Here is a 19,178-nt window from a genome sequence, read left to right as displayed (position 1 = left end):
ATTTTAATCTAAAAGTCGATAAGCAGCGTCAGGGAAGATATTGACTTTTAGTTTGTCAGAAAGAAAAGATATTTGTAACTCGAAACTGGTTAAAAAGAAGTCCTCACAGAAACCTGAAGAATATTATTCCGGGTTTTGGTTTCGTCAATAATGTAGCGAAACATATAACCCGCCTCCGCTTCGAACAGCTTATTGAACCGGCAACCAAGCCCCAGATATGACCGGTTTTGGTCATAAAGTTTAGTGCCAAGTTTTTTCTGACCCTGCACATTTAGAAACAACTCATTTTGAACCGTCATGAAAATTCCTTTTTCGAAAAGCGGGTCGGTAACCAATGGAATTTGCGTGGTGATATAATATCTAAATCGCTGTGCGAAAAAATGATCACCTTCCTGATTCAGAAAACGTTGTTCGAACCTGAACCGGTTTGTGATTTCAATGCGCTGGATTTTTTTTTCAATTTGAAACTGCTCAAAAGCCCGATGTTCGTTTTCATGAACAGATTCATTGTTTTCTCTTTCCCATGTTCCAAAATAAGTATAACCCACTGTAACGGTCTGATCCGCTTTTAGCTTGTAGCCGACGCCCGGACGTATCAAAAGTGTATTCGCATAACCAAACCTATCAGCTGACCGGACTTGCACGTCGGAACTAAACTGCCATCTTTCTGATAATTTTTGTTGGTGCGACCAAAACAGCCAGCCATTTCTCTCAACAGCCTGACCCGAAGCTTCGTGTATTCCTTGAGACAGGAAGATCAGAAATGATAGGAAAATAGATCGTTTCATTTATTTATTGATTAGCAGCGCGGTATCTGTTAATCAATCGTGCCAGTGTAATTTTCATATCTACTCCGATGGCATGAATATTTATTTAACAGGGCTACGAAATAAAGTCTACTTAAAAGATATCTTATGGTTAAGGTTAAATTTTTCTTTTCCGTCTTCAAGGAAAGTTTCTCAGAATTTATGGATGATAACGGCCTGAAGCTGAGTGCTGCCTTATCATATTATACTGTGTTTTCGCTCGCTCCTATGTTGCTGGTAATCATCTCTATGGTTAGTATTTTCTTTGGAAGGGAAGCATTTCAGGGAGAATTGTTCGGTCAGATTTCCGGGTTAGTAGGTAAGGAGGCGTCGCTGCAACTTCAGGAGATCATCAAAAATGCGGCAATTTCTAATAAATCTTTTACGGCCGCCACAGTTGGTGTAGTGACGCTCTTGATTGGTGCAACGGGAGTTTTTGCTGAAATTCAGGACTCGATAAATTACATCTGGTCAATTAAATCAAAACCGAAAAAAGGCTGGCTGCAATATTTGAAAAATCGTCTTTTATCGTTCTCCGTCATTATCACACTTGGGTTTCTTTTATTGGTATCATTGGGTGTGAATGCGTTGGTCGACCTTTTGAGTGGAAGATTGGAACGATACTTCTCAGAAGTTTCTGTAATCATCTTCTCAGTATTGAACGTGGCTTTGGTGGTTGTGATTATTACTGCACTGTTTACGGTTATCTTTAAAATACTTCCCGACGGGCATTTAAGATGGAAGGAATGTATCGTCGGCGCAGCTTTCACAGCATTATTGTTTTTAGTAGGAAAATTTGGGATCACATTTTACCTGGGCCAGTCAGACCTCGGAGCGACTTACGGAACCTCCGCATCGATCGTGATTTTGCTCACCTGGGTTTATTATTCCTCGATTATTCTTTATTTCGGGGCGGAATTTACCAAGGTATACGCCCGCTCTGATGGCCGCGGAATTGAACCAAACGAGCATGCTGTCCTGGTCATAAGAAAAGAAGCAGAACATGCAGATGTTGCGAGCTCAATTGATCTTGCCAAAAAACCGGTTGCGACAGTCGCCAAAGTGAAGAACCAACTGTTCGATAAGGTAGGCGATTTTGTTGATAGTAAACTTGCAATTATTCGGGCAGAGATTGAAGGGATGATATCAAAAATGATAACGCCGGCTGTATATTATGCCGTCCTGGTAATTATCGGGTTTGGAATCGTTATCTCACTGACTCTAATCACGGGATATTTTCTTAACGTTTGGCTTGACAGTTATTTCCTTGGATATGTTATTTTACTCGGACTGTGCATTCTCCTCATTGGAATCGCTTTGACATACCGAAAAAAAATTACAGAATCTATTCGGTTATCACTTTTACCAAAAGAAAAGACAGTTTGATTACATTTGGAATCAACATTCGAAATGAGTTTTCATAAAAAAAGGATTCTGAAATCAGTTCAGAATCCTTTTTTTATGGTTGAAGTAATGATCAGAGCGCAGTTTCCTGTTCCAATATGGCAATAGCTTCTTCGTTTCCCTGCTGGGCAGCTAAGTCGATCACTGACAACCCCCTGTTATCAACTATATATTTATCGGCACCATGATCCAACAGCAACTTTACCATGTTGTTCCGGCCGAACATGGCTGCGAACATTAGCGCCGTGCCTCCGTTTCCATGTTGAAGATTTAGATCTGCACCATGTGCGATGAGCAGTTCTGCAATTTCGGGATAACCTTTGAACGAGACGCCCATTAAAGCTGTATTGCCTCCAAAATCCATCGCGTTCACATCCGCTCCCGCCTCAAGAAGCAGTTTGGCAGCCTCAAAATGGTTGTTATAGCAGGCGATAATCAGTGGCGTATATCCTTTTTCATCCTGGCAGTTCACATCTGTATTTCTTTCAATAAGCTCTCCGATCACTTCCGCGTTACCAACTCGTGCGGCCTGAATGATTACTTTATCTATGTAGTCCATAATTTTTATTGATGAGGTATCTGTTTAACGTAATGTTTCCGGAACAACCGTAAAAATTTCTTAATCGGCTTGTACTGTTATACATAGTAAAAATTGTTCCAAATGCTTTTAGTCGTAGTTTATGATCTTTTGGCGTGTAGGAACAAGAATTGTATATTCTGCGAAATTTCAACTTGATATGGCAAAACATAGCGCAGGAATCCTAGTTTATCGGAAAAATAATGGGGTCGAAGTTTTCCTGATTCATCCGGGTGGGCCATTTTTTGCCAAGAAAGACAATGGAGCCTGGTCTGTCCCAAAAGGTGAGTTTGGCCGGGATGAAGATCCGCTCCATGCAGCCAGGAGAGAGTTTGAAGAAGAAACAGGCCACAAAATCAGCGGCGATTTTATTCCCCTTCCAACTGTCAGGCAAAAGGGAGGCAAGATTGTCCATGTTTGGGCAGTTGAGGGAGATATTGACGCCGATTCTATAATTAGTAATACTTTTCAGCTGGCGTGGCCACCTCGTTCTGGTAATATTCAGGAATTTCCGGAGGTAGACAAGGCTGCATGGTTCGATTTGCAGATCGCAAGGGAAAAAATTAATGTGGGGCAAATTTCGCTGCTTGACGAGCTGAGTGCATTGATTGCATAATTTTTTTAAATGCTTCATGATTTAAGCAAGAATCGTCTGAAATTGTCTAAATTTCTGGCACGTTATTTAAACGATTATTTTTAAAATTGACATGAAAGCTGACAAAGCTGTTTAACGACGTTTGGTCATAAATTAACTTAAAGAGAAATACTATGCGTTGGTCTGATTTACGAAGGAGTGGAAATGTTGAAGATCGTCGCGGCATGTCCGGCGGTGGTAAGGTTGCCATTGGAGGAATCGGCATGATCATCGTTCTGGCAATAGGGTTGCTAACCGGGCAGGATCCTACTGAAATCTTGTCGAATTTGCAGCAGGGTCAACAAACGGAACAAGTCCGGACAGCGCCCGCAGGGCCCCGGCCGGATGATAAAACAGCCGATTTTGTAACCGCTGTTTTGGGAAGTACGGAGGACGTCTGGGGGCAAATTTATGCTGAAAATGGTGGACAATATGAACAGCCTAAGTTACAGATTTTTGAAAATTCAACCCAGAGCGGGTGTGGAGGAGCATCTTCCGCGATGGGGCCATTTTACTGTCCGGCCGACCAGAAAGTATATATTGATTTGTCGTTCTGTGATGAATTACGAGAAAAATTCAATGCGCCGGGCGACTTTGCTGTGGCATACGTCGTAGCCCATGAAGTTGGTCATCACGTGCAACAATTGTTGGGCATTTCTGAGAAATTGCAAAGACAGCGGGGAAGGATCAGTGAAGAGGAGTATAACAAATTATCTGTCAAACTTGAATTGCAGGCAGATTTCCTTGCCGGCGTTTGGGCTAACCATGCGGACAAAATGAGCAATATTCTCGAACCAGGCGATTTGGAGGAAGCTTTAAATGCTGCCAATGCGATCGGCGATGATAAACTGCAAAAGCAATCGCAAGGTTACATCGTTCCTGATGCATTCACGCATGGTACTTCTCAACAGCGCATGTACTGGTTTAAAAAAGGATATGATACAGGAGATCTTAATCAGGGAAAATACGAGGATATCCAGTAAATAGAATAAACAGAAGGTAAAAAGATCCCGGGATAGCTAAACTTAAGCTGTTCCGGGATTTTCGATTTTATATTAGTCATAAATTCGATTTCAACATTTTTGATGTCTCTTGTATATATAATTCCCGGAAATTACTGTGGCATAATTGTTTAAAATCTTGCTTATAAAGGAACCATCACTCAAAAATCATTTCATCAACTTCACCATGGATACGATAACAAAACACCCGAAATCAGCCCGAAATGTGTTACAACCCAGGATACTATCACTCAGGGTTAACGGCGTAGCGCAAATTCTTGAAGTGTCGCCCTGGGTTAGTTTATTAGACGGACTAAGAGAGCATCTGGATTTGACAGGAACTAAAAAGGGCTGCGATCACGGTCAGTGTGGCGCGTGCACAGTAATCTGTGACGGAAAGAGAATATTAAGCTGCCTGACGCTGGCTGTAATGAAAAACGGCTCTGAAATTACAACCATTGAAGGTATTTCAAGCGGAGAAAATCTTCATCCGCTTCAAAAAGCATTCATAGAACACGACGCTTTTCAATGTGGCTATTGTACTCCCGGACAGATTTGCAGCGCAATTGGTATGATCGAAGAAAATAAAGCACATACCAGAACCGAAGTTAAAGATGCTATGAGTGGAAATCTTTGCCGGTGTGGTGCGAACACCAATATAATTGATGCGATTATGGAAGTTAAAGAAGCAAAAAACCATGAATAACTTCGCATACGAACAGGCGGAAAACATCGGCAAGGCCGTTGAATTTTCCTCAAATAATCACGCTTCCAAATATTTAGCAGGCGGCACAAATCTGATTGACCTTTTAAAATATAATATCACAACAGCCGAAATGCTTGTTGATATCAACCATATTTCTGAACACAAAGCGATTGAAGAGACAGCTGAGGGAGGTTTGCGTCTTGGCGCTTTTGTAACAAATGCGGATACAGCTTATCATCCGCAAATTGAAGCTCGATATCCGTTATTGTCAAAAGCGATTTTAGCAGGCGCTTCCGCACAGATCCGAAATATGGCGACCAATGGCGGCAATCTTTTGCAACGGACTCGCTGTTATTATTTCTACGATCCGGCAACTCCATGTAACAAGCGTGAACCGGGCACCGGTTGTTCGGCTATTGGTGGTTACAACCGGATTATGGCGATTCTTGGCACCAGTGAAAATTGTATCGCGGTTTTTCCATCCGATATGTGCGTGGCACTTGCAGCGTTGGAAGCGGTTGTCAAGATAGCTGGTCCAGAAGGAAATCGCAGCTTAGCATTTACTGATTTTCATCGTTTGCCGGGAGATACCCCGCATTTGGATAATAATCTTAAAAATGGAGAAATAATAACGGGTATTGATCTTCCTGAAAAAGGATTTGATAAAAACTATTCATATCTGAAATTAAGGGACCGAAGTTCTTATGCTTTTGCCCTGGTATCGGTTGCAACGGGTTTGGAACTTGAAAATAATTTGATCAAAGAAGCAAGGATTGCCTTGGGTGGACTTGCTCATAAACCATGGCGTGTGAAAGAGGCGGAGGATTTTTTGAAAGATAAGGAGCCAACTATGGCGAATTTTGCTTCTGCCGCTGAGATGATTTTAAACGGCGCAACAGGTTTTGAACACAACAGCTTTAAAATTGAATTAGCCAAAAGAGCTATCGTTAGAAACTGTATGATGGCATTAAAACCTGAATCTCAACAACCTGGTGCACAACCTTCATTATAACGCTCAAAAACTATGATTGATCAACCACAAATAGGACAGCCCATCAGTCGGCTTGAAGGTCGTGCGAAGGTAACGGGCACCGCCAAATATGCAGGGGAGTATCATGTTGATGGCTTGCTTTATGGCTACGTTGTCAACAGTACCATAACAAAAGGAAAGATAGTTCAAATCGATACGGGTGCTGCAAAAGAAATTGAAGGTGTAATCGAAGTGTTTACACACGAAAACCGCCCATCATTGGCCTGGTTTGATATGCAGTATTCAGATATGGATGCGCCTCCGGGTTCTCCGTTTCGTCCGCTGCAAAATGCGGAAGTGAAGTATAATGGGCAGCCTATCGCACTGGTAGTCGCTGAAACTTTTGAACTGGCGCGTTATGCGGCGTCCATTTTGACAGTTTCCTATGAGGAGGAAAGCTTTGTGACAGATCTTTATCAAAATCAGGATAAAGGCAGAGATCCGAAAGTAGGTATGGCTACATTTTTGAAACCTCTACCCCCGAAACCAAAAGGCGATTTTGAAAAAGAGTATGCCGATTCTACAGTACAGGTTTCTGCGGAATATGTTCACGGAACGGAACATCATAATCCAATGGAATTGTTCGCTACTACCACCATCTATGAAGGCGATGGAAAAGTCACAATTTATGATAAAACACAAGGGACTGTTAACTGCCAGCTTTATGTAGGTAGTATTTTCGGTCTGCATTTTAAAGACGTCAGGGTAATTTCTCCATATGTGGGCGGTGCATTCGGGTCAGGTTTAAGGCCACAATATCAGTTGTTTATGTCTGTTATGGCAGCATTGGAATTGAAACGGGCGGTTCGCGTAACGTTGGACAGATACCAGATGTATACTTTCGGGCACAGACCACCAACGGTTCAGCAATTGAATTTTGGTGCGGATAAAAATGGATTAGTAAATGCTATCAAACACACTGCAATTGCGGAAACTTCACAACACGAGGATTACACAGAGGTGGTTGTTAACTGGTCCAACATTCTTTATCCTGCTAAAAATACGAAGCTTGAATATCAGCTGGTACCTTTGGATGTATACAGTCCTCTGGATATGCGGGCTCCCGGCGGAAGTACGGCAAGTCACGCCATAGAAAGTACAATGGATGCTTTGGCTTTTAAACTCAACATCGATCCGGTCCAATTCCGCATTATCAATTATGCCGATATGGATATGGCCGAAAATCGGCCATTTTCCAGTAAAGAATTGAAACAGTGTTATATCCAGGGAGCGGAGCGGTTTGGCTGGTCTAAGAGAAATCCCGAATTAAGGAGCATGCGCCGAGGAAATAAGTTGATCGGTTATGGAATGGCAACCGGTTTTTGGGAGGCTATGACAATTCCGGCAAGGGCGGAAGCTGTTTTGACAAAAGAAGGAAAACTTAGGGTGAGCAGTGCTGTGACTGATATTGGCACAGGAACGCTTACGGTCATGACGCAGATTGCCGCAGATGAATTAGGTTTGCCGTTGGAAGATGTTCAGTTTAATTATGGCGATAGTAAAATGCCTTTTGCTCCTATTCAGGGAGGCTCTTTTACCGTATCCACCGTCGGGTCTGCAATAAAGTCTGCGGGAAAGGCACTCCGCAAAAAAATATTGAAGAAGGCGAAGGAAATGGAAAACTCTCCCTTTAAAAATGCGGAAGATGACGATATCCGCTTTGAGCGGGGCGGAATCTCTTTAAATAGTAACCCTGCTGTGCTGGTTTTCTTTAAAGAAATTATTGCAGCGAGTGGAAATAAAGAGATTAAGACCACGAACATGTCGGTTCCGAATGTCTTTAAGTTAAAAAAATACACGCGGGCAGCGCATAGTGCTGCTTTTGTGGAAGTTGAAATTGATGAGGAACTAGGTACCATACAGGTTACGCGTGCCGTGACTGCCGTTGCTGCCGGAAATATTATAAATCCGAAAACTGCAAGAAGTCAGATTTTGGGCGGTATGGTTTGGGGAATTAGTAAGGCTTTATATGAGGAAACGATCAGTGATCATCGTTTTGGGAAATATATGAATCAAAATCTCGCTGAATATCATATTCCCGTTCACGCGGATATTCACGAACTTGACGTAATATTTGTTGAGGAAAAAGATGAAATTGTTAATGAACTAGGCAGTAAAGGTGTTGGTGAAATTGGTTTGGTAGCTATGGCACCGGCAATTGCCAATGCGATATTCCACGCAACCGGCAAGCGGATTAATCACTTGCCAATTCATTTCGATGAATTAATTTGATGACAAAAATTATGTAAGCCGGCTTCCTGACTAGTTAGGAAGCCGGTTTTTCTTTTAAATACCGCCCAATAGAAATTGATAGTTATATTCATCGTTATGAGGAAAGATAAATATGTTCTGAAAATATAATTTCGGTATTGATGCAGACGGAAAATCAGAATTTATATTTCATTGCCATTATGCTTCCCGAGGAGGTCAGCAGGCGGATTGTCGAGGTGCAGATTGAATTTTCAGAAAGATTTGAAAGTCGCAGGTCTTTACGAATATTGCCTCACATTACCTTAAAAGCTCCCTTCAGATTGCCGCCTTTCAGGCAGAGCGATCTACTTGCCTGGTTTTCGGATATTGTTGTTGACTCTCCATCATTTCAGGTCGAAATAGAAGATTTTGATGCCTTTGAAAATTTGGGACATCCGGTTGTTTTTATTAAGCCGACCCCGAATGACACCCTTTCCAGTTTACAAAGTGTGCTTATTCAGCAATTCTATCGAGCTTTTGATGACGTTGCTCCAAACATCACAGACTCGGTTTTCAGGCCACATATTACTGTTGCATACAGAGATCTGCAACCTGAAATGTTTGAAAAGGCGTGGCTTGAATTTCGGGATAGGAAATTTTCAGGAACATTTGTGGTAAGTAGTTTTCAATTGCTGAAACATAATGGGAAATCCTGGACTATAATCCGGCAATATGACTTGAAATAACGGAACGAATGAATGGCTGCTTTCATATTCTGTCTGATATTATTGACTTTGGTTGCCATCTGCACAGTGATGAGTTTAAGATTCGGCATCGCTGCTGACATCATTACGTGCAATTTTTTGTACAATGCCTGCCCCAAATTACTTCAACAATTCAACACCGAAGGAGTACTCAAAGTCGAAATAAAGCGAAGGAATTCCAGCGTTGGATATGTAAACGTAAGGTGAATTCGCGAATGCACTCTAAGGGAAAATGCAAGCCTAAACGCTGCTCATTAAAGCCTTGCGTTGACGTATACTTGTCTATTTATGAATGTCTGTAATCAGTAAACGTTTTGATTATCAGTCGTATACGTAATTGGGAAATTATTTAGCTAAGTTTTTATCTGCTTTTGTGGTATGGTTATTTATCTGATTCAGGTACAGTCAACAATTTTAAAAACTTAGATAACTGCATTTTTAATCAGAAATTATTATGAAAACGATAAAATTAAATATCATCGCATTTATTCTTTTGGGTTCAATGTCTGCGTATGCGCAAACTACTACAACGCCGTCTTCTACGACGCCGGGTAGTTCATCACAAAATAGTACGCAACCTGGTACAATGAAGTCTGGAACAACAACGCAGGGAACGAGAAGTACAACACAGCCTTCTACAACGCCAGGTAGTTCTACTCAACCGTCGTCGACCCAGGGAACATACCCGTCTTCAACTAGTCCGGGTGGTACGTTGCAGCAATCGACAACGCCAGGTAGCACTTCGTATCCTTCGACTACACAACCTTCATCGACTACTCCGGGTAGCATGAACAATTCGACAACAACACCTGGGAGTATGAATAACTCATCAACAACTCCCGGAACAATCAATAATTCAACAACGACGCCGGGAAGTATGAATAATTCAACGACTCCCGGAACTTTGAATAATTCAACTACTACACCGGGAAGTATGAACAATTCGTCAACTACTCCCGGAAGTACCGTTAATCCGTCGTCAACAACAACGCCTGGAAGCATGACTTCGCCGTCAACAACCAGACCTGGTTCTACGACGACTTTGCCTGGTTCTTCTACAACCACTCCTGGTGGAACAACAAGACCGTAATTTTTTGTAGTAAATAGTTTAGTTGATAAAGTGAGGCCTGCCGTAAATGTTTCGACATTTAATGGCAGGCCTCATTTTTTCGCGCATATTAGGTTTTAAATAAACAAGCAGCGCTCAGCGTATGAATTTTTAGAGTTTCCGATGTTATTTTACACAGGATAGAATTTAACTTCCACAGATATTTGGACTAAATCAAATCAATATTTCGCAGATCGATAAATGATATATTTAACACAACAATAATTAGTATTTTATAACCTACCAGGTCAAATAATTCGATGCGGTTTTACCTGCTTCTTTTTATTCCTCTTCTCCGATTTTAAATTCGTTGTTCAGTGCTCTTGTGTTTTATAATATTTGGTTTATAGTGGTTTTAGTAGTAAACTCGTCTGATTTTCTAGTTAGACAGATGTAAAATGAGCTGTATTGATTTTTTTAACCAAAATTTTATACTTAAAAAGGATAACGGCTCCTTGGACCGAGACGTCTTATGAAATGATATCAAGATTCTGTTGACCCGTCTGAAAATCCGTATTGACTTCTGATTGCTATTTTCCTTAAACTCCTAAAACCTTATCTTTTCAAAAATGAATCGAAGAAATGCTTTAAAAGATTTGTCGCTGCTTCCGCTCGCGGGAGGAATGATGCTTCCCAAGACACCCGTTTTAGAATCTGGCTCTGTCAGCGCAGCTTCTGCCGCCGGTGGGAAAGAAATTTATCAGGCCATTGGCGTTGAACCTATTATTAATTGCAGGGGAACATTTACCATTATCGGCGGTTCAATCGAGCGGCCAGAGGTTCGGGACGCCATGGATGCTGCTGCGCAGGTTTTTGTACAATATGACGAGTTGGCATTTGGCGCAGGTAAGCGTTTAGCAGAATTGACCGGTGCGGAGTGGGGGATGGTTTCTGCCGGATGTGCGGCCGGAATGAAACATGTGACAGTCGCTTGTGTGACTGGTGGAAATCCTGAAAAGTTGATCCGAATTCCTAATCTGGAAGGTTTTGACAAAACGGAAGTCATAATTCCGAGATATTCGCGTAATGTATACGACCATGCACTGCGAAATGTTGGCGTGACTTTGATTACTGTAGATTCGATTGAAGAGCTGAAAAATGCAATCAGCTCACGGACAGCAATGATTTATCTCATGGCGATGGAAGAATCAATGACTGGCCCTATGTCGCTGGAAGTTATTTCGAAAATTGCAAAAGTGAAAAAAGTACCTATCATGGTGGATGCCGCCGCGGAAGACCTGACCATACCAAACGTTCATTTAAAGATGGGCGCCGATGTGGTCATTTACAGTGGTGGAAAAGCTTTATGCGGACCGCAATGTGCGGGGCTTGTTTTGGGTAAGAAAGATTTGCTTATGTCTGCCTGGCAGGCAAGTGCTCCGCATCACGGGCCGGGAAGGGACAATAAAGTTGGTCGGGAAGAAACAATGGGTATGATTGCAGCTGTCGAAGCTTGGACGAAGCGTGACCATGCGGGTGAGTGGAAGAGATGGCTTTCCTGGCTGGATAATATTTCTAAAAAATTGACTACCATCGATGGGCTGAAAACGACTGTGATCGAGCCAAAAGAACTTTCAAACCGTACGCCTCAGCTGAAAATTTCCTGGGATCCATCAAAACTGAATATTTCCGGTGAAGAGATCGCAGAACTCTTTGGAAGAACAAAACCCCGTATTGCATTGGGTGGAGGGACACGCGACGGTGTAACTTTCGTTTCCATAACAACCGGCCAAATGCAGCCAGGCGACGATAAGATCGTTTCTGATCGTCTGTATGAAACGCTAACCCAAAAACGCACACCGGCGAAAACGGAAATGGCGGCAGCTTCGTCAACCGTGAAGGGTCACTGGGATATGGACGTTGAATTTTTCTCAAGTACCAGTAAACAGTCCCTCATTATAGAACAAGATGGAAACTGGCTGGAAGGTACACACAAGGGTGAGTTCAGCGTAAGGGAACTGCAAGGGACGATTGAAGGGAATGAGATCAAAATGAAAAGCTCGGATCGTCAGATTGCTGATAATATTACCTTTATGTTTTCCGGAACTGTGAAAGACAACATCATGACAGGTTCAATTTATATGGGTGAATACATGACTGCCAAATTCACCGCAAAACGTCATACTTTCAAAGCCAAACGAGAGAAAATAATGATCCCTTCAGGCCCACCGTTAGCGACCTGATGCAGGAATGGTTTTAAATGAAATGAGGGCTGTGAAAACAGCTCTTTTTTTATGATTCCACCTTGAAAAAATTGGTTCTTTGATATTGCGAATGTAATTCTAAGCTGCATTTCAAAATAAAATATAATTTTACAAGATTGTTCTGGATGATTTTAATTTATGTATCCTTTGTCTACTTGGCATGGTTTTTGCAGTTGACTAGTCTAATAATCTAAAATAAAAATAGCAAGAATATGAAAATGCAATGGATCGTCAACACGCTGGGAATAATGCTTATATCCCTCTCGTTATCAGCTCAGGTGGTGTCAAAGGATTCTTTAAACACTTTGAAACAGCAGAAAGAGTCTCTTGAAATAAGCAAGAAATTAAATGATCATAAGCTGGAATTGGCTAAGCTTGAAAATCAACTGGCAGAAGCCACTTCCGAAGTGTCAAAAACGGCAGAGCAGGCTCAGAAATCAGCAAACGAAAATAGCCAGGCGGCTGCAAAGCTAAGCAATGACGCGCAGGACAAGAAGCAAGCAAAAAGAGCACGCAAAAGTGCTAACGCCGCGGAACGTGACGCTAAAAAGGCGAGAAAAGCGGAAGACCATCTGGAAGGTCTGAAAAAAGATATTGAATCGTTGCGAAGTAAAATTGCTGACGATGAAGGTAAGTTGTCTTCGATGAATTAATTTTTATTTTAAATTTTTGTTGGTTTAGGGAAAAAAGTTCAGAGTTATCTGAACTTTTTTTGATTTATACTGCCACGTTCCAGGATATAACCCTGTTTTTTACTGAAACAAAGCGAAGGTTAGAATATAAACCGTATGGTAAGTAAATTTTGGAGAACGCTCACTAAGTTATAATAAGTAGTTTAAATTGGATTTAAGCTTACATAACCGGAAGCGTTCCTTATCGGCTTCCCTAAAATTCTTAATTTCAAATCATTTGCTGACTGATATGAAAATCGCAACTTTTACAATTTTGTTTGCCCTTTTGACTGCACTGACTTTTGCTCAAACGGGTAAGGTGCTAGACAACTTGTCTCTCCCAAGTAAGCTTTTGAAATCGGAAAGAAAGTTTGCTATCTATCTGCCACCCGATTATGCCACCTCCGAAAGAAGTTATCCGGTGTTATATCTTTTACACGGTGCAGGTGACAATCACACGGGTTGGGTGCAGTTTGGCGAAGTCTTGCATATCGCTGACAAGGCAATCATGGACGGTCTGGCAACGCCGATGATCATCGTCATGCCTGATGCTGATACAGGACGCAGAGGCTATTTTAATGATGTAAAAGGTGACTGGCCATACGAAGATTTTTTCTTCCAGGAGTTAATGCCGTTCGTCGAGAAAAAATACAGAATCAAAACAGAGAAGCGTTTTCGAGCTGTTGCCGGTTTGTCGATGGGCGGTGGAGGTAGTTTTATGTATGCCCTGCATCATCCGGAATTATTTTCATCAGCATGCCCGCTTTCAGCTTATATAGGGCCTTTGTCATTGGATGATACCAAGAAGAATATGGTAAGAACGAATCCGAATATTGCTGATTCGACCGTAAGCAATTATTTCAATCGCCACAGTGTTCTGCCGCTCGTAGAACAAATGCCAGATGCGCAGAAGAAGGCAGTGCGTTGGTATATTGACTGTGGAGATGATGACTTTTTGTATGAAGGAAATAGTCTGGCGCATATTGCGATGAAAAAGAAAGAAATTCCCCATGAGTTCAGAATTCGTGAAGGCGCCCACACCTGGACATATTGGCGATCGGCACTTCCAACAGTTTTGGAGTTCGTTTCGCAAGGTTTTCATCAATATTAAAAGTCATTGTATCGTATTTTTTCATGGACAATAAAAAATTGCCCGGAATCAAGCTTTTTGATCTGACCGGAAAAAGTGCAATAATCACTGGTGGTTCCCGCGGACTTGGTTATGCCATGGCCGCAGGACTTGCTTCCGCTGGATGTAAGGTGATGCTGGTGAATAGAAATGCAGAGGAAGGAAAGCTGGCAGCGAAGCAGTTGGAGAGGGATTTTGGAACTCAGGTAGTTTCATTTCGTGCCGACATTACCAGCCAGGCAGAAACCGAATTAATGGCACAAACCGCAGTAGATACTTTTGGTAAAATCGATATACTTATCAACAGTGCCGGAATTAACATTCGCGGTCCGATCGACGAAGTGTCTCATGACGATTTCAGTAAGGTCATGAACGTCAATGTGCATGGAACCTGGCTTAGTTCCCGTGCGGTGGTGCCATTTATGAAAGAAAAAAAATGTGGCAGGATCATCAATCTTGCGAGTACTTTGGGTTTGGTCGGTCTGGCGAACCGCACACCGTATACTGCTAGTAAAGGAGCCGTCGTTCAAATGACCCGTGCTTTGGCCATTGAGCTGGCACCTTTTAATATTATGGTCAACGCGATTTGTCCAGGGCCCTTTTTGACTGATATGAACATTCCGATCGCCGATAGCGAAGAAGCTAAAACCATTGTTTTAGGCGCAACGGCACTTGGCCGTTGGGGCCAGTTGGAAGAAATTCAGGGTGCTGCCATCTTTCTATCCAGCGAGGCTGCCAGTTACATGGTAGGCTCCATCCTGACTGTTGACGGCGGATGGACAGCCAGATAAATCATTCCATTTATTTCTCGAATTTTCAGAATCTCCGCCACAAATTGATTAATCGTGCGTATCTACAATGAAAATATCATCGGAGAATAAATACTTTTAATAATACATAGTATCAACGAAAGCGATTTTTTTGAAAAAAACCGCATTGGGATACTTTTAAAAACAGCGGTCCGTTTTTAAACCTGTAATTATTTGGAAATTTACCATTATGACCAAATATTCTAAGTTTTTTCTAATGTATATTGCAAGGCTCATAAATGCCTAAGATTGGTACAAGATATGAAAAATTCAATTTCCGGAGATTATCAAAAAATGAATTAACCTGACTAATATTCTTAATAAATTAATTTAATGGAAGACATCGAAAAAGATAATGTGTTCAAAGAATCGATATCCGAGGCATCCGACTTCAAGTTCGGTCCGAAGGTTGTTAAAGTCTTTGACGACATGGTCAACCGCTCCGTTCCGCATTATGGCGAAATCCAGCGGATGGTAGCGGAATTGGCAGCAGATCATGCACAGGAAGGAACACTAGTTTATGATCTTGGATGCTCAACAGGCACGACAATGATCGGTTTAGATACGCTCGTTTCTGAAGATATTTCTTTTGTCGGCATAGACGAATCCGACGAAATGCTTGCGAAATGTGATGCAAAATTAAAAGATGCGTGTTTTAAGAGATCCTATGAACTACGGGCGGCAGATCTGCACGGAGATCTTGCGATCGACAATTCTTCTGTTGTAATTCTTTGTCTGACGTTGCAATTCGTTCGTCCGATACATAGAAAAAAATTGATCAGAAATATCTATAAAGGCCTGAATCCGGGTGGAACTTTGATTCTTGTTGAGAAAATTCTGGCAGAAGACAGTATGTTCAACCGTGACTTTATTAAATATTACTACGATTACAAGCGTCGCAATCATTACAGCGACCTTGAAATTTCCCAAAAAAGAGAAGCGCTGGAAAATGTTTTGATTCCCTATAAGCTTTCCGAAAATATTTTGATGTTGGAGCAGGTGGGTTTTAGTCACTGCGAAACGTTTTTTAAATGGTACAACTTTGCCGGAATTATAGCGCATAAAAAATGATAACGATAGGAAATTTCTTTTTCAGGTTCAGGAATGTTTTGTTTATTTTTCTTTACCTAATGCTTTTTTTGCCTTCTCCCGATATTTTCACAGCGGAGCGTTTTGGGAATAATTATTACTGGATACCCATCGTCATCGGGCTTTTCGTAACCGTCCTGGGCGAAACAATTCGAGGAGCGACCATCGGGCTTGCATATATCATTCGTGGAGGTCGCGATAAAAAAGTTCATGCTGAAAATTTGGTTACCGAGGGTATATTTAAACATTGCAGGAACCCGCTCTATGTTGGGAATATCCTGATGCTCCTGGGGGTGGGAATCCTTTCGAATTCCTGGATTTATATTGGGATTGTTTTTCCGTTATTTCTATTTATCTACCAGTCCATTGTAATGGCCGAAGAGAATTTTCTTTCCAATAAATTCGGACTGGATTTCACAACTTACTGCCAGCGGGTTAACCGGTGGATTATCAACCCCAAGGGTATTGAGACTACTTTTGCGGAGATGAAATTTAATTATAAACGCTGGCTTATAAAGGAATACAACACATTATTCATCTGGCTGGTCGGTATTGTCGCAATTATATTATTTGAATACAAACATATTATTCCTGATCCTGACACGCGTACGGTGACATTTCTGTGCATTTTTTTCGCACTGGGACTTGTTTATCTGTATGTTAGATATCTGAAAAAATCAGGAAAAATGACAGATCAAATGGCATGAAAGTTGTCTGATTGGTAAAATCTGAATTTAAAAATATACAAATTTCAGATTCATTCGTTAGTTTTAGAGGCAGGTATTGACTAGTTTCAATACCTGTTTTTTTGTTGAAGATCTATCAGTCTGACATCCAATACTCTCACTAAATAATACGCATGAAGCTTTTGCTTATTGAAGATGAACCCAGTGTAATATCACTTATTCAAAGAAGTCTCTCGGCATCCGGTCATGAAATAACCGTAGCAATGGATGGGCAATCCGGTTTACACATGGCCCTGCAACATGACTTTGATCTGATTCTTCTTGATTTGATGATACCTGTTATGAATGGGATGGAGGTTTGTCGTAAAATAAGAAATACTAATTCTTCGGTACCGATTCTGATGCTTACTGCGTTGGGTACGACTGAAAATATCGTTTCAGGACTGGATGCAGGAGCAGATGATTATATGACAAAACCATTCAAGCTCGCGGAACTCGAAGCCCGTATCCGGACATTAACACGCCGCGGGAAAGAACACGAAAAGGAGAAAAGTACGGATGTACTTAGAATGGGGAACCTGGCTTTGGATAAAATTACGAAAACGGTAACACGGGGTTCTGTGCCTATTGACATGACGGCTACGGAATTTCGTTTGCTTGAATTTTTGCTTTCCAATCAAAACCGGGTATTGAACAGAATGGAGATTCTGGAAAACGTCTGGGACATCAATTTCAATCTGGGCACGAATGTTGTGGATGTTTATATTAATTATCTGCGTAAGAAGATAGATAAAAATCAGCCTGTAAAACTTATTCATACGGTTTTTGGAATGGGATATGTGATGCGCCAGACTTATGAAGATCCAAAATAGAATCGCCCTGATTTTTACATTTTTAACGGCAGGAATTATCCTGTCGCTAAGTGTTTTTTTATACATCTTCGCTTCTGAAAGTATTTCCAGCAGCTTTTTCCACCGATTGGAAGTGCGGTCAGATATTGTCGGACATGCCGCACTGCAAAAAAATAAATCCCAGACTTCAATCTATTATGATTTCAAGGAAAAACATCTTGGTGATCTGCCTTATGAACAGCATCAGATTATTTTTAAAAAAGATGTAAAAAAGGCAGACAGTTTAAGGAAAAAACTCCCGCTTCCACAATCATTTTACGATGCAATTGTGAGAAAACAACCTGCCCGTTTTTTTCATAATGATACGTCCTATGTAGGCATGAATATTAATCAGCCTGGCGAAGATATTATTGTGCTTTCGTCGGCCGTAGATCTTTACGGTTTAGCCGAAATGGAAAACCTTAAAAATTTGCTTATCGTAGGATTCTGTATCTCACTTGTTTTCGTTTTCACATTCGGAAAGTTTTTTTCAAACCAGATTTTCCAACCTATTCGAAGCATTATCAGGAATGTGAAGGGAATAAGCGCCCATAACCTGAACCAGCGGCTAACGGTTGATTCCAGTAAAGATGAGATTGCTGATCTTTCCAAAACCTTTAATGACATGCTCGACAGACTGGAAATCACTTTTGAAATTCAGAATAACTTTGTCAGTAATGCCTCTCACGAATTTAAAACGCCCTTAACAATCATTAGCGGCGAAGCCCAGCTCGGGCTGTCTGTCCCAGGCATTCCGGATAATGTAAGAGATTCGTTTCGAACAATTTTCTATGAGTCTGAGAAAATGGAACACCTGACCAACAGTATGTTAAGTCTTGCTCAGACTGGTTTTGATGGGAAGAAAGAGCAGTGGGAGGAAATCAGGATTGACGAATTAATTTTTTCTGTTAAGGAAACGGCAGATCAGATTATTCCTGCAAATAAAGTACAGATAAATTTCGATCACCTCCCGGACGACGAAGAAAAACTGGTTGTCATCGGTAATGAAACACTTCTTAAAGCTGCATTTTCCAATATAGTATTAAATAGTTGCAAATATTCTGACAATGCCCCTGTTCACATCGTGATCAAGCTGGAGGATGCTTTTGTGCTTGTAGAAATAACAGACGAAGGTATAGGCATTCCCAATAGAGAAATTGCGCAAATTTTTGTGCCTTTTTTCAGGGCATCTAACACGGAAAAGTACAAAGGTTATGGAATTGGCCTTCCACTGACAAATAATATAATTAAACTACATCAAGGCTCCATTGTTGTCAAAAGTGAAGTTGGAGTAGGCACTCGCTTCACAGTTTATCTTCCCTATATATAGATCGATACTCTAATCTGAATCTAACAATCTTATCTTATTTTAATAACTCACTTACTGTATTATAACCTCTTTTTTATCCGGTCTTAATCTGTCGGCCGTAACATTGTACTATCAGAATTTCAGAAAAAGCATTGTTAACCAAAAAGATAA

18 protein-coding genes are annotated in these 19,178 nt (G+C 41.2%); 16 read left to right on the top strand and 2 right to left on the bottom strand.

What is annotated here, in order from left to right; all coding sequences use genetic code 11:
- Window positions 1–89: 89 nt before the first annotated feature.
- Window positions 90–788, bottom strand: a complete 699-nt coding sequence (locus tag AC1XUO_RS22945; protein ID WP_483332171.1) for a DUF2490 domain-containing protein — start codon at window positions 786–788, stop codon at window positions 90–92.
- Between the two features lie 126 nt (window positions 789–914).
- Between AC1XUO_RS22945 and AC1XUO_RS22940 the strand changes: the two genes are divergently transcribed.
- The gene (locus AC1XUO_RS22940) at window positions 915–2,192 is read left to right on the top strand and encodes a YihY/virulence factor BrkB family protein (protein WP_483332170.1); all 1,278 of its coding nucleotides are present in this window, start codon (window positions 915–917) and stop codon (window positions 2,190–2,192) included.
- 91 nt (window positions 2,193–2,283) lie between these two features.
- Here the strand turns inward: AC1XUO_RS22940 and AC1XUO_RS22935 are convergent, their stop codons facing one another.
- Entirely contained in the window at window positions 2,284–2,769 is a 486-nt protein-coding gene (locus AC1XUO_RS22935; protein WP_483332169.1) for an ankyrin repeat domain-containing protein, read from the bottom strand.
- Window positions 2,770–2,947: 178 nt separating this feature from the next.
- On the opposite strand from AC1XUO_RS22935, the gene AC1XUO_RS22930 reads away from it, so the two are divergent.
- From AC1XUO_RS22930 to AC1XUO_RS22860, 15 genes are all read left to right on the top strand, one after another.
- The gene (locus AC1XUO_RS22930) at window positions 2,948–3,403 is read left to right on the top strand and encodes an NUDIX hydrolase (protein WP_483332168.1); all 456 of its coding nucleotides are present in this window, start codon (window positions 2,948–2,950) and stop codon (window positions 3,401–3,403) included.
- 152 nt (window positions 3,404–3,555) lie between these two features.
- Window positions 3,556–4,404 carry a KPN_02809 family neutral zinc metallopeptidase gene (gene ypfJ / locus AC1XUO_RS22925; protein ID WP_483332167.1) on the top strand — a complete coding sequence of 283 codons (849 nt, stop codon included), beginning with the start codon at window positions 3,556–3,558 and terminating at the stop codon, window positions 4,402–4,404.
- 205 nt (window positions 4,405–4,609) lie between these two features.
- Complete coding sequence (locus AC1XUO_RS22920; protein ID WP_483332166.1) at window positions 4,610–5,128, top strand: (2Fe-2S)-binding protein; 519 nt, start codon at window positions 4,610–4,612, stop codon at window positions 5,126–5,128.
- Complete coding sequence (locus AC1XUO_RS22915) at window positions 5,121–6,140, top strand: FAD binding domain-containing protein (RefSeq protein ID WP_483332165.1); 1,020 nt, start codon at window positions 5,121–5,123, stop codon at window positions 6,138–6,140. The genes AC1XUO_RS22920 and AC1XUO_RS22915 overlap by 8 nt, the downstream gene beginning before the upstream one ends.
- Before the next feature lie 12 nt (window positions 6,141–6,152).
- The gene (locus AC1XUO_RS22910) at window positions 6,153–8,390 is read left to right on the top strand and encodes a xanthine dehydrogenase family protein molybdopterin-binding subunit (RefSeq protein WP_483332164.1); all 2,238 of its coding nucleotides are present in this window, start codon (window positions 6,153–6,155) and stop codon (window positions 8,388–8,390) included.
- A gap of 140 nt (window positions 8,391–8,530) precedes the next feature.
- Window positions 8,531–9,094: a 2'-5' RNA ligase family protein gene (locus tag AC1XUO_RS22905; RefSeq protein ID WP_483332163.1), complete on the top strand. Its 564-nt coding sequence runs from the start codon at window positions 8,531–8,533 to the stop codon at window positions 9,092–9,094.
- Between the two features lie 472 nt (window positions 9,095–9,566).
- Window positions 9,567–10,202 carry a hypothetical protein gene (locus tag AC1XUO_RS22900; RefSeq protein WP_483332162.1) on the top strand — a complete coding sequence of 212 codons (636 nt, stop codon included), beginning with the start codon at window positions 9,567–9,569 and terminating at the stop codon, window positions 10,200–10,202.
- A gap of 587 nt (window positions 10,203–10,789) precedes the next feature.
- A complete protein-coding gene (locus tag AC1XUO_RS22895) occupies window positions 10,790–12,403 on the top strand; it encodes an aminotransferase class V-fold PLP-dependent enzyme (RefSeq protein ID WP_483332161.1) in 1,614 nt (537 codons plus the stop codon).
- A 233-nt stretch (window positions 12,404–12,636) separates the two neighbouring features.
- Entirely contained in the window at window positions 12,637–13,077 is a 441-nt protein-coding gene (locus tag AC1XUO_RS22890; RefSeq protein ID WP_483332160.1) for a hypothetical protein, read from the top strand.
- Between the two features lie 268 nt (window positions 13,078–13,345).
- On the top strand, window positions 13,346–14,206 hold the full coding sequence (locus AC1XUO_RS22885; RefSeq protein ID WP_483332159.1) for an alpha/beta hydrolase: 861 nt from the start codon (window positions 13,346–13,348) through the stop codon (window positions 14,204–14,206).
- A gap of 23 nt (window positions 14,207–14,229) precedes the next feature.
- Entirely contained in the window at window positions 14,230–15,015 is a 786-nt protein-coding gene (locus AC1XUO_RS22880; protein WP_483332158.1) for an SDR family NAD(P)-dependent oxidoreductase, read from the top strand.
- 351 nt (window positions 15,016–15,366) lie between these two features.
- The gene (gene cmoA, locus AC1XUO_RS22875) at window positions 15,367–16,104 is read left to right on the top strand and encodes a carboxy-S-adenosyl-L-methionine synthase CmoA (protein ID WP_483332157.1); all 738 of its coding nucleotides are present in this window, start codon (window positions 15,367–15,369) and stop codon (window positions 16,102–16,104) included.
- Window positions 16,101–16,829, top strand: a complete 729-nt coding sequence (locus AC1XUO_RS22870) for a methyltransferase family protein (RefSeq protein WP_483332156.1) — start codon at window positions 16,101–16,103, stop codon at window positions 16,827–16,829. Before cmoA ends, AC1XUO_RS22870 begins: the two co-directional genes overlap by 4 nt.
- Window positions 16,830–16,981: 152 nt before the next feature.
- Complete coding sequence (locus tag AC1XUO_RS22865) at window positions 16,982–17,680, top strand: response regulator transcription factor (protein WP_483332155.1); 699 nt, start codon at window positions 16,982–16,984, stop codon at window positions 17,678–17,680.
- Window positions 17,664–19,028 (top strand): ATP-binding protein, encoded by a 1,365-nt coding sequence (locus AC1XUO_RS22860; protein ID WP_483332154.1) that lies wholly within the window; start codon window positions 17,664–17,666, stop codon window positions 19,026–19,028. The genes AC1XUO_RS22865 and AC1XUO_RS22860 overlap by 17 nt, the downstream gene beginning before the upstream one ends.
- The last annotated feature ends 150 nt before the right edge of the window (window positions 19,029–19,178 follow it).

It is taken from the genome of Dyadobacter sp. HNCC25DJ186 (assembly GCF_056895235.1).
This window is presented reverse-complemented; position numbering and strand designations above follow the sequence as displayed.